This window comes from Neobacillus sp. PS3-34 (assembly GCF_030915465.1).
Taxonomy (GTDB): Bacteria; Bacillota; Bacilli; order Bacillales; family Cytobacillaceae; genus Neobacillus_A.
In genome coordinates this window covers 4,225,205-4,240,325 of sequence record NZ_CP133267.1, presented here as the reverse complement: position 1 = coordinate 4,240,325, position 15,121 = coordinate 4,225,205, and the positions used below count along the sequence as shown (strand labels likewise).

The following is a 15,121-nucleotide window of genomic DNA, read 5'->3' as shown; positions in this document are numbered from 1 at the left end:
TTATATCCCCTTCCGTTCAGCCACATAATCATCAAGGCCTTTTTTCTAAGCTTACAGCCGGGCATTCACCACATCCGTCGGCAACGATCCCGTTATAGCATGTGAGCGTTTTTTCACGGACAAAATCAAAAGCCCCAAGCTCATCAGCTAGCTCCCACGTTTCCGCTTTATTCAGCCACATTAATGGAGTATGGATGACAAATTGGTTATCCATCGACAGATTCAAGGTTACATTTAAGGATTTAACGAACACATCACGGCAGTCAGGATAGCCGCTAAAATCCGTTTCGCATACACCCGTGACAATATGTTTTGCTCCGATTTGGCTGGCTAGGACACCGGCAAACGACATAAACAGAAGATTCCTTCCTGGTACAAACGTAGACGGCAGCCCGCCATCCTCACCGTCTTTAACTTCGATATCATCACGAGTCAAAGCGTTCGGAGCTAATTGATTAAGGAGGCTCATATCAAGAATATGATGCTTGATGCCAAGCTCCTTTGTTATATTTTTAGCACATTCAATTTCAGTAATATGCCTTTGGTTATAGTCAAACGTTACTGCTGTCACTTCAGCAAATTGTTCCATCGCCCAAAACAGACAGGTCGTGCTGTCCTGTCCTCCGCTAAAAACGACGACAGCTTTTTCTTTTTTTATCATCAGAATATTCTCCTTTTTCACGAAAAAACAGCACCACTAAGAAAGCAGCACTGTTTTCCCTAGTTTTTTCGAGAGGGTAGCTAGAACCTCTTCCGTAAAGACGGATGCTATTTAATTATCCATAACCTATTTTAACATAATTTTATGGTTTTTGTTGAGATAAATTTTCGAGAAGTATTTTTCGTGATATACATTATGTTTCTTCTTTAAGAAGAGGGGTATAGTTTCTTATCAGAAAAACAACCAATACAGCTTAGAAAATAGGGTGAGAAAGCATGCGTAAAAGAAAATTTGTACATCTAGTAAATATTTTGTTTGGAATCTTCATCGTTCCTTTTAGTGTCTTGCAATTATATAATATAGGAGCGGCTGGCGGTTCGTCTCTTGCAATCTGGATTCCTGTCATCTCTATATTCCTATGGATCTTTTTTTACATACTTCAGGCAAAATTTATGACTGGTATGATGATTACAATAGCCTTAGGTGTTCAGATCTTTTATCATTTTTATGTGCAATATTTATTGAGATAATGCTGGCAAAGGACTTGCGCAGTGCAGCAGGTCCTTTTTTGCTTTTGCTTAATTAAAAATGACCGATTCCCTAACTTTTATTTATAAAGATAGCTAAAAATTTGTGGGACTCTATCGCTCCATGCTGCTTCGTTATGGACAGCATCCCTTATAATTTCGAACCTGCAATTTTCAATTTTTTCCTTTAGAAGTTTATAAACCGTTTGGCTGGAGGCGACATCACGGTAGCAAGCCTCTATATCAGACGATTCTCTTGTTCCAATATCGAGGTAGAATCTCTCAACTCCAGCCAAATCACTTTCAGAAATCAAATTTTCGATTTCATCCTGGTTAAACCAATAAGCAGGAGATACAGCGGCGACCCTTTTAAATATCTCCGGGTAAGCACATGCTGCATAAGTAGATATCAATCCGCCCATCGAGCTGCCTGCCATTGAAGACTCATCTGGTTTCGTTCGATATTTTTGGTCTATCATCGGTTTTAGTTCCTGGACGATAAAATCGATATATTCCTTACCTTCGCCTCCGACTGTTTCCTTAATCTCAGGATAAATCATAGGCATGGCTGCGCTCACCCACGGGCCATATTCATCGAGGCGCTTAAAACCTTCTTGATTGCAATCAATCCCAACCACAATTAAATCCAGACCACTGATGCTAAGATAATCCGCTATTCCCCACGACGTTCCGTACGAGGTATCTTCATCCTTAAATAAATTTTGCCCATCATGCATATATAGAACGGGGTATTCTTTCTCATTTTGATGATAATCCTCAGGTAAGAACACTCGGACAGTTCTATACAGATTAAAAGGAATCATAAAAACTTCAAATTGCTCAAACATGTAATAGCCCCTTCGCTTTTGCTAGATTAATAATTTTTTTTAATTATATAAATCCCCCATAAACCTATTCGCTATAATAGTTTTTTTACCTTCAAGAAATAAAGAGCTGGTAATTTCATTATTAAGCACTTCAATATAGAACCCTTTAGCATAATAGTAAGCCAGCTTTTGTTTTTGCTATTGGATTCTTAAATCCCTTAATTCTTTTAATGCATGATCTCTTGTCAAATTATAGGACTGCCATGGTGTTTTTTCTGAATTACCAGATGCCTGACGTTCTTTTAGAGTCTCTGAGAGACCATTTATTTTCAAATCTTTTTCATAAAGGTCAATCAATGACAGTACTCCAGTATAGGAGAGACTGTTAAGGTAATGAATATCAATCTTTCCCGTTTGTTCATATCTTCCTATATTTTCATTCACAACGATTTGATCGATATTAATAATATTAATGCAAGTGTAATATAAAAGTCCTGCAATAAAATAGAAATGGAAAAGGGATATCCTTTCAAGCCATATTCTCACCAAGGTATAGGCAATAATTATTAATAGAAAAATCATGAATGAATGGACTAGCACCCTTGTAAAAGTAAATCCGTAGGCCTCCTCGTACATGAGCATCCGCATAAACGCAGAGGACAGTATAATCACACTAGATAAAATAAGAATTGACAGAATGATTTTCATAATTCTTTTCACATTTTTTCCTGTTGATTTTACAAAAGAAATCACAAAAACGGTAATCGACAAATTAATCATGGTAACGAACAACAATTCAAAAAATCCTCGCCTTGCATATTGAGCGTATGTGTAATCCCCCTGCAGCGTTCCGCTAAAAAAGTATTTGAATTGCACTAGCACGAACAGCAAGTAAACAGAATTAATTAACACCAATACAGTTAAAGCGATAATATCGTCAAATTTTATAAACTGATTATTGTTTTGCGGATCAATGACCTGGATTTTCCGTTGAATTAATACCTGCATAAGTCCAAAGAATGCAAAAGTGTAAATTAAAACGACAATACATCTGAAGATATTCTCTGAACTCATAACGTCAAACCATTGCGGGAAATTTCCAATTATCCGTTCAAACTGACTATCGGCGGACATCAGCAAGTTTAAAACGATAAAAAGAACAGGAATGGAAATTGCTACTCCTACAATAACCTTCTTCCACACTTGATATTTTTTTTCATCCGCTCCCTCTTTAAAAAATTTCCCACTTCCCTTTGCAAATGAGAAATTAAATTTAATGGAATCGAGCAATTTTGAAAACAGATAGAATATAAAGACTGGTTTACTCCAGTTTATGTTTTTTGGACTTGTTATCAATACGATATGAAAAATCACCAACACGGGCAAAGCAAGTAGGTTTAATGAATAGAACACCATGTTATCGTAGAGGAAAAAATTTGCTGCCAAAATCCATATACAGCAAAGAATAAAATAGCCAAGCCGCTGGTGCGAAAAGTTAAAGCCTCTAAATCTCCAAAAGAAAATAGCGTAAAAACCAATAATAAAAACTAAATAGGATATTCCTATTCGATCACGAAAAAATGCTTCTTCACCCAAAACACCTAACAATAGACACACTAATAAGAATAACCAATCCCGTTTTTCTATTTTCGTTTCCATTTTGATTTCCTCCTAATTATTACTGCATAGTAATTCTAGGTATATAATTAAAAAATAAAATAGAGATATCAATTACGATATCATTATTCTATATACATAGATTTTCTATGTATACGAGCAAAAAAAACTTCTTAAATGGAAGCTTTTTTTCCCCATCGGTAGCCAATCAATGAGATAGGATAAAGGAAGATCGTAAAAATGATACATGCAAAAATAAATTCTCTTGATAATAATGGTTCAAACCAATTGTGAGGGATGATTTGGAATACAGTCAAAATCATTAGCACAAGATTCGGAATCAATGACAGCAAAAAAGTTTTCTTCAAAAGTCTTTTTCCCTTATGTCCAAAACCTTTTCCAATTTCATATCCTAACAAAGCCCAGAAAAACATATAGATAAATGCAATGATGATTGGAATAGCAGTCAAATGGAGCCAAACGCCTGATAGCCAATCCCACTGATATAAATTATGAATAAGTGTAAGTACACTTCCTCCTGTAAAAAATACAATGTTCAAGAGGAAAAAAAGCCATTTCATCTTACTCGGGGTGACTGAAAGTTCAGCTCTCCACATACTGGCTATCTCATCCGGGCTTCCCAGACGGGACATAATTTGCTCCTGTATTTCTCTTTCATTTTCAACATCCATGAATTCAGCCAATAATTCATCCAAATGGGCTTCGTATTCCTGAAGGATGCTCTCTTTCCCTTCATAATTTCCAAGTCCCTTTGCTAATTCCTTTAAAAACTTATTCTTCAGCTGTTCCATTTTGCGTTCTCCCCATAACCTTGTTCATTACTCGGACAAAGTCTTTCCATTCCTGGGTCTTTTCTTCCAATAATTCCTGGCCGGGTTTAGTTATGCGGTAATATTTACGGGCTGGCCTTTTTCCTGCTCCCGCCAATAGCAATCAATATATTCCTGCTTTTCGAGCTTATGAAGAGCTGGATACAATGTCCCTTCCTTCACACTGAAATCATTGTCACTGCGTTTTTCTAATTCCTTAACCAACTCATAGCCATACATATCCCGTTCGTTTAATAATTGCAGTAGGATTAATGATGTACTTCCTTTAACCAATTCTCGATTAAACATTTTTTCACCTACCTAGATATTTTAGGTACATAGAAATTCTATAACATTTAGGATATATTTGTAAAGTGGAATTTCAGGAAATTTATTAATATGAATACTTAGCTTTGCGACAAATAGAAAAAGCACAAAAACCATTTTTGATTTTGTGCTTTTTTCAGTATTTCCTTTTATTTTAAGAGCAATTTTGGTGTATTAATATTCTAGGGGATTCTCTCCATAAAGCTCCCAGAGGAGGGGGAATTTTTGCTGCAACGCATCTTCGTCGTCTTCATCCCAATCCAATATCAGCTCTGGAACATCCCCATAATTACCTGCCAGCTGTTCATATAAATCGTAATAACTTCCGTCGTCCATGCCCGTTTTTTCTTCATATGCCGTCATGGCAGCACAGGTCAATTCCTCTAACTGGGGCATTTCACCATGCAGGCTATTTAAATATGGAATAATCGACTCTGGATTAGACACGGCTTCTTCATACTTTTCTTTCCCTAAATATAGCAGCCAAGCCCGAAAGTAATCAAAACAGTCGTCTGAACAGCCACCCAATATGATATAGGCAGCTGCCCAAATATCCGAAGAATACGACTTTTGATAATTCTCATTAAATATAGAATCAAATTTAATGATTTCTTTAATTGGTTTTCTTGCTAAATGCCTAATTAGCCATTCGAGCTGACTCTCTGAATCTTCTCCCTTGTTCTTCGCAGTTTCTATCAGCTTCCAAAACAATTTTTCATCCATTGAACTTTCTTTTATTATATGTGCGGAATATTCTACTGGCTTATAGCCTTGTTTCATTTTAGCCTCAATCATTTTGCATGCTTCATTCTCGCAAATATGACGTGACACAAATTTTTTTGTTTTCACCGCACCGGTTGTCCCTTTTTTACCAAATGTAATGGTATATGTATTTCCTGTAACTGCTATTTTCCAAAATTTATTTGATTCTTCATCTTGAAAAATAAGTAAAGTCTCCATCTTTCCATTTCTCCCCATTTTGTTCATTTTCCAATTAATAAACATCACAATGCTCATCTTTTCTCTTGTATACTAACACTATGGCTTTGAAAATATATTTAGAATAGAAGTTTACCTTATTTGTTCTAATATTTCAAAAATATAAAAGGTTCGTGGGTTTAAATATGAAGCTGAGGAAGATTCTCCTCAGCTTTATATTTAATAAATTCCTTTAAAATCTTCCTGATTTTAAAATTGAATAAATAATCCATAGGAACATAAGAAATGAAATAACAAAGCCTATTTCCAAGGCATGTATACTTGTCAAAAAGGTATCCGTACCAAAGGTGGCTCCCACAATAAGTCCTAATACTACTATACTAAAAGCCAGAAGGGTTAAACTGAAGGAAACCTGGTTGCTGATTCGATCTATTTTATTAAATATGTCACTAATTTCTGACAGACTGATTTCAACCTTCAAATTTCCTTCTGAGGTTTTCTCTAACACGTCCTCAATTTTTCCTGGCAAATTAAGTAAAGTTCCTGTTAGGTCCTCCGCATTCTCTACAAATCGCTTGCCCATTTTTAATGGGTCGTACCTCTCTCTTACCAATTGTTCACCGTAGGGCTTTGCAAGGGTTAGCAGGTTAAGAGTCGGATCTATTTCAGATATGATGCCTTCCACTGTTATCAACGTCTTTCCGAGCATCAAAAAATCCTTTGGTATACGGATTCGATGGTCCTGCGCCGTTGCAAATAACTCACTAATTGTAATACCGAAGTTCATTTCACCTAACGGAACGTGACTGTATTTTTTGCTAATTCTCTCTATATCACTATAAAACTTCTTTTCATCCACAGAAGCTGGAACATCAGTAAGCCGATACATTGCTTTTACGACTTGATCGGTATCTTCATTCATTAGGCCGATCATTAAAGATGTCACATCATATCTCATCTCTGAGGATAACCGGCCCATTTGACCAAAATCAATTAATCCCAGCTGTTTTGTATCCGTTAAATAGAGCAAATTGCCAGGATGCGGGTCTCCATGGAAAAATCCTTCTCTTAGTATTTGCGTGATAAACGCTTCAACTAATAAATCTGCAATTTTTCTTTTTTCACCTGCTTGCAAATGTAATTCATTAAGACTGGTTAATTTACATCCCTCTATCCGCTCCATTGTTAAAATATGGGAAGTAGTGTAATCCCAAAAAACATCAGGAATCTTAAACGATTCATTACCTTGAAATTGAAGCTGGACCGTCTCCATGTTTCTACCTTCTTCGATGTAATCCAGCTCATTTTTTATTGATTCTGCAAGTTCTTCCATCATTTCAGTAATATGATAATCCCGGCCCAGCTATACCTTTCTTCAACCAATCTGGAAAGATCCTGTAAAATTTGCAGATCAGTGTAAACCGTTTTTCGAATTCCTGGTCTCTGCACTTTCACCACTACTTTTTCCCCGGTATGAAGAGTGGCCTCGTGTACCTGGCCGATCGAAGCAGCACCAATGCATTCCTCATTAAATGAATGAAATAATTCTTCAACTGGATTTCCTAATTCTACTTTTATCTTTTCTAGAATTTCTGCAGCAGGTACGGGTGTCACCTCATCCTGCAGCTTCTCCAATTGGCGAATGATCTCTACCGGCAGCAGGTCGCTCCTAATGCTAAAAAGCTGTCCCAACTTCACAAAGGTCGGCGTAACTCTTCTAATAACTCTCTGATACGTGTCCCCGTTTCCTCTGAATCGCCTTGTTTAAAACTCGCTGCAAACCTGTCTTTTATTGTTAGCAAATCAGAAAGTCCTACATCTTCTATTAAAAAACCATATCCATACTTACCCAGGATGGAGACTATTTCTCTATATCTATTTAAACGGCGTAAACGATTACTCAACATTCTATCACCTAATACAAATCTTCATCAGCTTTATCGATCCGAACAAATGATTTATCCTCATTATTGGTATCTGTATTTTCGGTAGTATTTTCGGTAGTAGTTTCTGTATGTCTTAACAACTTAATTTCTTCCTGCAATAATGTTATTTGAGATTGAAGTGAATCAAGTTCTTCTCTTGTCACAAAACCGAACTCTTTCAGCTGATTTTTAATTGTTTTACGAAACTCCTCGTTCCAGCTTTCACTTTTCTCTTCTCCCTTTTTTAAAAATTCATTGAACAATGAGTCTGCTTCTGTCCGGGTCATCATTCCTTTTTGGACCAATCTGTTAATATTCTCCTCCAGTTTCTCTTTACTTGTAATGGCTGCACCGATACCAAGCCAAAAACCCTTTTTCAAAAAATCATTCATTTTCATTCCTCCTCAATATTTCCTTATTAGCTCTTTACCCATAATTAGTAAATATATATCCATTATTTTTATTTGGATTTATGTGTAAAAAAAGCAGCCCTGCTTCATCGCTGAATTCAGACTGCTCTCTTTATGTTTTTATTTAACTTTTTATTTTAATAGCGGCTATAGTTCCTCCTGCTTTGGGTTTCAAAACAGGCTTCGCAAATCGGAAAACGGTGATCCCATGCAAGCTTCTTGCCGCACCGCTTGCATTTCCTGCTCATATTTTTTACATCTGTCTTAAGGCGTTCATGAACCTTGTCGCTTATTTCTTCTCGTACCCTCTCCCAATAAACAGCTTCTGTCGGACGGTTTAGACGGTATAAAAACAAAAGATGGAGGCCGATTGCTTTATAGGTTAGCTCCAGCTCCTCAAGATTGCGCAATTTCAGCTTCGGCTCAGGCATTTCATCTCCTGTAATAATTGCCATAATTGTTTCCTCCCATTGCCGCGTAAGAGATGGCTCTCTTGAGGAAAAAGGAAGCTGCAAAAAGGAATATAAATCCTTTAAGGATAGTCTTGCTTCCATTTCAGTATCCCTGATCATCTCATAAAGCTCGCGTTCTTCAGTAAGAGGAGCCTTTTTTGTTCCCTTAGGACTTTCAAACTTCATCCAAAGATCAAAAAAAGTGCCTAAATCACGGCTGTATTTTTGAAAGCGGTCTAGCATTTCACTAGTAGGTGTGATAGCGAAGGTTTGAAGTGCTTCATCTTCCTGCAGCAGCAGCTGCTTCATTCTATTGATATCGGCTGTAAAAGCAACCCTGCCCGTATTATAAAGTCCTTTCCGCCCAGCTCTTCCCGCAATTTGCTTTACTTCCTGAGAGGTAAGCAGCCTTCTTCTCGTCCCGTCAAATTTTTCATTTTCTAAAAATACAATACGGCGAATAGGCAGATTTAATCCCATTCCTATTGCATCCGTTGCGACAATGACTGTTGTTTCACCCTCTATAAATCGCTGGATTTGTTTCTTTCTTGTTTCAGGAGGCATACTTCCATATATCATACTTGCTGCGCGGCCATTGTTTTGCAATCTTGAAGCTGTTTCCAGAACACGTTTTCTGGAGAAACAAATCAAGGCATCACCTTTTTTAACCGTATTAATCTTAAATTCCCTTTTTTCAACCTCGAGCGGTATATCACGGTGGTATTCATATATTTCCACATCAGAATCCTTTAAAAGTTCCAGAAGCATGGTTTTTACATTTCGGCTTCCAATTACATGGACTTCGCCTGCATTAGCTTTTGTGATGGCTTTATACCATGAATATCCACGGTCCTTGTCCGCTATCATTTGGCCTCATCAATAACAACAACATCATAATAATCCTTTTCATGGAACATTTCGATTGTACAGGAAATATGGCTTGCTTCATGGACGAGTTTTTCCTCCTCACCAGTTTTCAGTGAGCATGGCGTTCCCTCATCATTTAATTTATCGTAAACCTCCAATGCTAATAAACGAAGTGGAGCCAGGTATAATCCGCTATCAGCTTCTTTCATTTTCCCCAAAGCATGGTAGGTTTTTCCCGTATTTGTTTCTCCGAGATGGAGTACATATTTGATTCTGGAGTTCCTTGATAGCCTGTACTCCTCCCCGAATATATCGTCGAGCATACGGATTTCATCCTGTCTTCTCCGCTCCATCTCAGCACGTTCTTCTGCTAGTTTTCTTTTCCTGTCGGCAATGTCACTTTCAAAGATTTCTTTATGTAAATCTTCATCAAAAGAAATTTCTGCCAGCTTTAAAAGATCAGAAATATATTCTTCAGCAAGCTCCTCAACGAAGGCATACGCCACTTCCACCAGTGCTTCATTAATGACTTCTTTTGCAAATGATTGTGAATCTAAATCTTGCTGAACCTCGAAATGCTTTGTTAATGCAGTAAGCAATTCCTCTGGAACAAGTTCATACAAATAGTCAAAGATTAGCCTTTCATATATATCAAAATAGGTCTCATATTCAAAATAACTTCTGCCTTTATGATGTGTTTTATGGATATCTCCAGTTAAGTCTTCTAAAAATCCAGAAAGGGTCGTATAATCGTCTGGATTAAACGTTCCTTCCTCCACCAATTTTTCCTCCAGAGCAAAGGTATCCACCTTCTGGTACTTTTTCCTATTTATAAAATCTGCTTTTACTCGTTGGGCTGTTACATGCCGAACGTGTAAATAGAGAAGTTCATAGTGGTTGTGAAAATATTCCTCGACAAATTCTTCAATTCCCTCACGGATTTTCAGTTTCTTCACCTGTAGCAGCTCAGTTTCTTTCCGTAACTGAAAATTAATCCTTGCACTATGATATTTCTGTTCCCAGGATTCTTCATTACCTCTAAACTTGCTTTTGATCCACTCAGCAGCATCGAAAGGCTTATAATTTCTCACTTCAGTTCGAAATAAGTGATTAATAATCTTACGGCTTGTGTCCTTCGTTTCAAATCCCCGTTCATGTAAATATTGTTTTTTTTCTTCCTTTGGAACATCATTTGTTACTTTATTCAGCCATACATTAACCCAAATCTGTGCTAAATAATCTCCTCTTTCAAGTAAATAATCCTGAAAGGAAGGCAAGTCTTCTTTTTCCCCAAGATATTTTTCAATGTCCTGGCTAACTTTATTTTTCGTTTGTTCAATGGCAACTGGGTATACATCTTCTAATTTTCCCATATAAACTCCTTCAATTTACTGCTGCAATTTTCTAATATTATTACTTTACACTAAAATTGCATATCAAACTCCTTTTTTTAAAGAAAACTCGCCGATTTGAACTGCACCCCGATTGTTAGACACTTACTAACATACGGAGGTGCAGTTTTTCTATGGTTAAATTTCATACAGAGGATAAATTAGCTGCGATTCAACGCTATTTAAAGGGTGGAGAGAGTTATGCCTCGATTGGGGCATCGATTGGTACCTCTGAAAATATAGTAAGAAACTGGGTGATGCGATACGAACATCAGGGGGTACAAGGATTCACAAAATCCTATACAAGGTACACGGCAGAGTTTAAACTAGACGTACTTAAATATTTGAATGATCATGGGACGTCTCCAAATGAAACAGCAGCGATTTTTAATATCTCTTCTCCTGCCTTAATTCGTAAATGGAGAATACAAGTTGATTCTCAAGGAATAGACGCCCTCAAATCAAAGAAAAAGGGGCGTCCTACCGTGAAGAAGAAAACAAAAAAAACAACAGCCGTCAGTGGATCCGTCGAAGCACTCCAGGCCGAAATAGACCATTTGCGTATGGAGGTTGCTTACTTAAAAAAGTTGAATGCCTTAGTTCAAAAGAAGGAAACATTACCAACCAGGACAAAGCGCAAGTAGTGTCTGAACTAAGGATTGATTTTCCTTTTGAAGCGTTACTCAACATCGCAGGCATCCCCCGCAGTACGTACTATTACTGCATAAATAAATTAAGTCGTCCAGACAAAGATGCCGAACTAAAAAAAGTGATTGAGGAGATTTATCTCGAACATAAAGGCCGTTATGGATACCGTCGTATAACGCTCGAACTAAAGAACCGAGGATATAAAGTGAATCACAAAAAGGTCCAGAGGTTAATGAAAGAGTTAGGCTTGAAGAGCACTGTTCGCATCAAAAAATATCGCTCTTATAAGGGAAAAGTCGGAAAGACAGCACCAAATATTTTGGATCGAGACTTCCAGACGGAAAAGCCAAATGAAAAGTGGGTAACAGATATTACTGAGTTCAAGTTATTTGGCGAAAAGCTCTATTTATCTCCCATGTTGGATTTGTTTAATGGGGAAATCATCGCTTATACGATGAATTCGAGGCCAAAATATTCACTTGTTTCCACGATGCTGGATCAAGCATTTGAGCGATTAACAGAGGGAGAAAAGCTCCTAATTCACTCGGATCAAGGTTGGCATTATCAAATGCCTCAGTTCCAGCATGCATTAAAAGAACATCACATCACGCAGAGTATGTCACGAAAGGGAAACTGTTATGATAATGCAGTCATGGAAAATTTCTTTGGTATCTTAAAATCGGAATTTTTATATACACAAGAGTTTGATAGTGTAGAACATTTTAAACGGGAGTTAGCCGAATATATTGATTACTACAATCACATACGAATAAAGGCAAAATTAAAAGGTTTGAGTCCAGTACAATACCGAACTCAAGCCCTATCAGCTGCCTAATCAAAAATCCGTCTAACTTATGGGGGTCACTTCAATTGGCGAGCTTTTAAGGGCGAAGACAGAGGCGTAGTTGCCCTTATGCGAAATAAGAAAGTATAAACTTGGGATAGTTTATACTTTCTTATTAGCCCATTAAAAAAGGCGCTGTCTGCATAGCAGATTGCGCCTTCTTGTTTTATTTTATCGAAATAAATGTATCTTTTGCTTTTTTATTCCCATGGCGGATGGTGGCCTGCGCTGCTGCGAGCCGTGCTAGGGGCACACGGTATGGAGAACAGCTGACATAATCAAGTCCAGTTTGATAACAAAAATCAATTGAACTCTTTTCGCCTCCATGCTCACCGCAAATTCCAGTCTTTAACTCTGGCTTCGTTTTACGACCCAATTCAACTCCCATTTCAACAAGCTTGCCAACCCCTTCCTGATCAAGGACAGCAAATGGATTATCAGGTAAAACTTTTTCTTCAATATATGTTTGCAGAAACTTTCCTTCTGCGTCATCTCGGCTAAAACCAAATGTAGTCTGAGTCAAATCATTTGTTCCGAAAGAGAAGAAATCCGCCTCAGCAGCGATTTGGTCGGCTGTCAGAGCCGCGCGCGGAATTTCAATCATTGTTCCGATCGTATAGTACACATCTCTTCCTGTTTCTTCTTTCACAAGCTTGGCCGCATCAACGACCAATTTCCGCATATCCCTCAGTTCATTCACATGGCCTACAAGCGGTATCATAATCTCAGGCTTTACTTCAAACCCTCTTTCAGAGAGCTTTGCAGCAGCATAGAAAATGGCTTTTGCCTGCATAAAATAGATTTCAGGATGAATCATACCGAGACGGCAGCCCCTGTGCCCAAGCATGGGATTGAATTCGTCCAATTGGCGAACCTTTTTAAGAAGGAGCTCCTTCTCCTTTAATTTCGCGGATTGCGGATTCGTTATTTGGAGCTTCGTAACTTCTACCAGCAATTCTTCTTTGTCCGGTAAAAATTCATGAAGCGGCGGATCAAGTAAACGAATCGTAACGGGATGGCCCTGCATCGCTTCAAAGATTCCTTCAAAATCTCCCTGCTGCATCGGCAATAGCAATTCGAGTGCTTCATTGCGTTCTTCATATGTTTCAGCCAGGATCATAGACTGTACAATTGGTATTCTATTTGCGTCCATAAACATATGCTCGGTACGGCATAAACCGATTCCGCCAGCTCCAAATTCAAATGCTTTTCTGGCATCCTCCGGATTATCGGCGTTCGCTCGGACACCTAGATCACGCTCTTCATCTGCCCATTGAAGCAATACCTGGAACTCGTCAGAAAGCTCGGGTTCAATCATCGGAATTTCGCCAAGCATAATTTCTCCTGTTGCCCCATCTATTGTAATGATATCGCCATAGTTTACAACAATATCACCGACACTAAACTTGCCGCCGCGAAGGTCAATCTTCAGTGTTTCGCATCCGCAGATGCAGGCTTTTCCCATGCCTCTCGCGACAACAGCCGCATGGCTCGTCATTCCGCCTCTGCTAGTAACAACTGCCTGGGCAGCAATGATTCCATGTATATCATCAGGAGTGGTTTCAGGACGTACCAGGATAACCTTTTTACCCTCGCCGGTTAACATTTCCGCTTCATCTGCATCGAATACGACTTGGCCAGTAGCTGCACCAGGAGAGGCAGGCAAACCCTTTGCAAGCTGTTTCCGCTCAAAGGAATCATCAATTCGGCGATGAAGAAGCTGATTCAACTGGTCGGGATCAACTCGAAGCAGTGCTTCTTTTTTATCAATTATGCCCTCATTAACCATTTCGACAGCAATCCTGATCGCTGCCTGGGCTGTTCGTTTTCCTGTACGTGTCTGAAGGATAAACAGCTTCCCGCGTTCAACCGTAAATTCGATATCCTGCATATCTTTATAGTGTTGTTCAAGACGGTGGCAAGTATCAGAAAACTGCTGAAAAACCTCCGGCATTTCTGTACTCAGTGTCCTGATTGGAAGAGGAGTGCGTATTCCAGCAACAACATCTTCTCCCTGTGCGTTTATTAAATATTCTCCATACAGAGTTTGTTCACCTGTGGATGGATCCCTTGTAAAGGCAACTCCGGTTCCGGAATCGTCCCCCATATTTCCAAACACCATGCTTTGAATATTGACAGCCGTTCCCAGGTGATCAGGAATTTTATTTAAGCGTCTATAAACGATTGCCCGCTGATTGTTCCAGGAATTAAAGACAGCATCAATAGCAAGGAAAAGCTGCTGTTTTGGATCCTGAGGGAAATCCTTTTTCGTGTGCTTTTTCACAATTGCTTTATAGCCTTCAATTACCTCTTGCCAGTCATCTGCAGACATTTCCGGATCAGATGAATAGCCTTTGGACTCACGTGTTTCTTCCAACAGCTGCTCAAAGAAAAATACATCTACATCCAATACAACATCTGAAAACATTTGAATGAATCGACGGTAGGAATCATATGCGAATCGCGGATTCTTAGTCAGGCCAGCTATACCAGCAACTGTTTCATCATTCAATCCTAAATTAAGAATCGTATCCATCATTCCGGGCATTGAAAATACAGAACCGGAGCGGACTGATACGAGGAGAGGATTTGCAGGATTTCCAAAGCTCTTTCCAGTATTATTTTCTAGTTGATTTAAGGATTCAAGTATTTGGTCAATCAACCCAGAGGGAAGTGTTTTGCCTGATTCATAGTAAGCATTGCAGGCCTCTGTTGAAATGGTAAAGCCAAAAGGGACTGGCAGTCCTATTTTAGTCATTTCCGCCAAATTTGCTCCTTTTCCTCCCAGCAGTTCTTTCATTCCGCTATGACCTTCGTTAAAAAGATATACAAATTTGTCCATTATCGAATCCCCTC

At 38.5% G+C, this 15,121-nt stretch carries 13 protein-coding genes and 2 pseudogenes; 2 read left to right on the top strand and 13 right to left on the bottom strand.

What is annotated here, in order from left to right; all coding sequences use genetic code 11:
* Nucleotides 1–658 (bottom strand): annotated as a pseudogene (gene queC / locus RCG23_RS22235) (7-cyano-7-deazaguanine synthase QueC).
* Between the two features lie 278 nt (nucleotides 659–936).
* On the opposite strand from queC, the gene RCG23_RS22230 reads away from it, so the two are divergent.
* Nucleotides 937–1,191: a hypothetical protein gene (locus RCG23_RS22230; protein WP_308177429.1), complete on the top strand. Its 255-nt coding sequence runs from the start codon at nucleotides 937–939 to the stop codon at nucleotides 1,189–1,191.
* A 77-nt stretch (nucleotides 1,192–1,268) separates the two neighbouring features.
* On the opposite strand, the gene RCG23_RS22225 is transcribed toward RCG23_RS22230, so the two are convergent.
* The 11 genes and pseudogenes from RCG23_RS22225 to RCG23_RS22175 form a co-directional block, all read right to left on the bottom strand.
* The gene (locus tag RCG23_RS22225; RefSeq protein WP_308177428.1) at nucleotides 1,269–2,036 is read right to left on the bottom strand and encodes an alpha/beta hydrolase; all 768 of its coding nucleotides are present in this window, start codon (nucleotides 2,034–2,036) and stop codon (nucleotides 1,269–1,271) included.
* A 177-nt stretch (nucleotides 2,037–2,213) separates the two neighbouring features.
* Nucleotides 2,214–3,674, bottom strand: a complete 1,461-nt coding sequence (locus tag RCG23_RS22220) for a DUF4153 domain-containing protein (RefSeq protein WP_308177427.1) — start codon at nucleotides 3,672–3,674, stop codon at nucleotides 2,214–2,216.
* A gap of 131 nt (nucleotides 3,675–3,805) precedes the next feature.
* Nucleotides 3,806–4,444 (bottom strand): HAAS signaling domain-containing protein, encoded by a 639-nt coding sequence (locus RCG23_RS22215; protein WP_308177426.1) that lies wholly within the window; start codon nucleotides 4,442–4,444, stop codon nucleotides 3,806–3,808.
* Nucleotides 4,425–4,771, bottom strand: a pseudogene (locus RCG23_RS22210) (PadR family transcriptional regulator). Before RCG23_RS22210 ends, RCG23_RS22215 begins: the two are co-directional and overlap by 20 nt.
* Before the next feature lie 192 nt (nucleotides 4,772–4,963).
* Nucleotides 4,964–5,749: a DUF4240 domain-containing protein gene (locus RCG23_RS22205; protein WP_308177425.1), complete on the bottom strand. Its 786-nt coding sequence runs from the start codon at nucleotides 5,747–5,749 to the stop codon at nucleotides 4,964–4,966.
* A 211-nt stretch (nucleotides 5,750–5,960) separates the two neighbouring features.
* Nucleotides 5,961–7,064, bottom strand: coding sequence for an ABC1 kinase family protein (locus RCG23_RS22200; RefSeq protein WP_308177424.1), 1,104 nt, complete (start codon nucleotides 7,062–7,064; stop codon nucleotides 5,961–5,963).
* Nucleotides 7,061–7,426, bottom strand: coding sequence for an AarF/UbiB family protein (locus RCG23_RS22195; RefSeq protein ID WP_308177423.1), 366 nt, complete (start codon nucleotides 7,424–7,426; stop codon nucleotides 7,061–7,063). Before RCG23_RS22195 ends, RCG23_RS22200 begins: the two co-directional genes overlap by 4 nt.
* Nucleotides 7,423–7,635: a hypothetical protein gene (locus RCG23_RS22190; RefSeq protein ID WP_308177422.1), complete on the bottom strand. Its 213-nt coding sequence runs from the start codon at nucleotides 7,633–7,635 to the stop codon at nucleotides 7,423–7,425. The genes RCG23_RS22195 and RCG23_RS22190 overlap by 4 nt, the downstream gene beginning before the upstream one ends.
* An 8-nt stretch (nucleotides 7,636–7,643) precedes the next feature.
* Nucleotides 7,644–8,045: a phasin family protein gene (locus RCG23_RS22185; protein ID WP_308177421.1), complete on the bottom strand. Its 402-nt coding sequence runs from the start codon at nucleotides 8,043–8,045 to the stop codon at nucleotides 7,644–7,646.
* 155 nt (nucleotides 8,046–8,200) lie between these two features.
* Nucleotides 8,201–9,382, bottom strand: a complete 1,182-nt coding sequence (locus RCG23_RS22180) for a helicase-related protein (RefSeq protein WP_308177420.1) — start codon at nucleotides 9,380–9,382, stop codon at nucleotides 8,201–8,203.
* Nucleotides 9,379–10,755 (bottom strand): DEAD/DEAH box helicase family protein, encoded by a 1,377-nt coding sequence (locus RCG23_RS22175; RefSeq protein WP_308177419.1) that lies wholly within the window; start codon nucleotides 10,753–10,755, stop codon nucleotides 9,379–9,381. The genes RCG23_RS22180 and RCG23_RS22175 overlap by 4 nt, the downstream gene beginning before the upstream one ends.
* Before the next feature lie 152 nt (nucleotides 10,756–10,907).
* Between RCG23_RS22175 and RCG23_RS22170 the strand changes: the two genes are divergently transcribed.
* Nucleotides 10,908–12,256, top strand: a protein-coding gene (locus tag RCG23_RS22170; RefSeq protein WP_308177418.1) for an IS3 family transposase whose coding sequence is annotated in 2 segments (ribosomal slippage) — nucleotides 10,908–11,352 and nucleotides 11,352–12,256 — 1,350 coding nt in all. Because the reading frame shifts where the segments join, the coding sequence is not laid out codon by codon here.
* 175 nt (nucleotides 12,257–12,431) lie between these two features.
* Here the strand turns inward: RCG23_RS22170 and ppdK are convergent.
* A complete protein-coding gene (gene ppdK / locus RCG23_RS22165; RefSeq protein ID WP_308177417.1) occupies nucleotides 12,432–15,107 on the bottom strand; it encodes a pyruvate, phosphate dikinase in 2,676 nt (891 codons plus the stop codon).
* Nucleotides 15,108–15,121 lie beyond the last annotated feature (14 nt).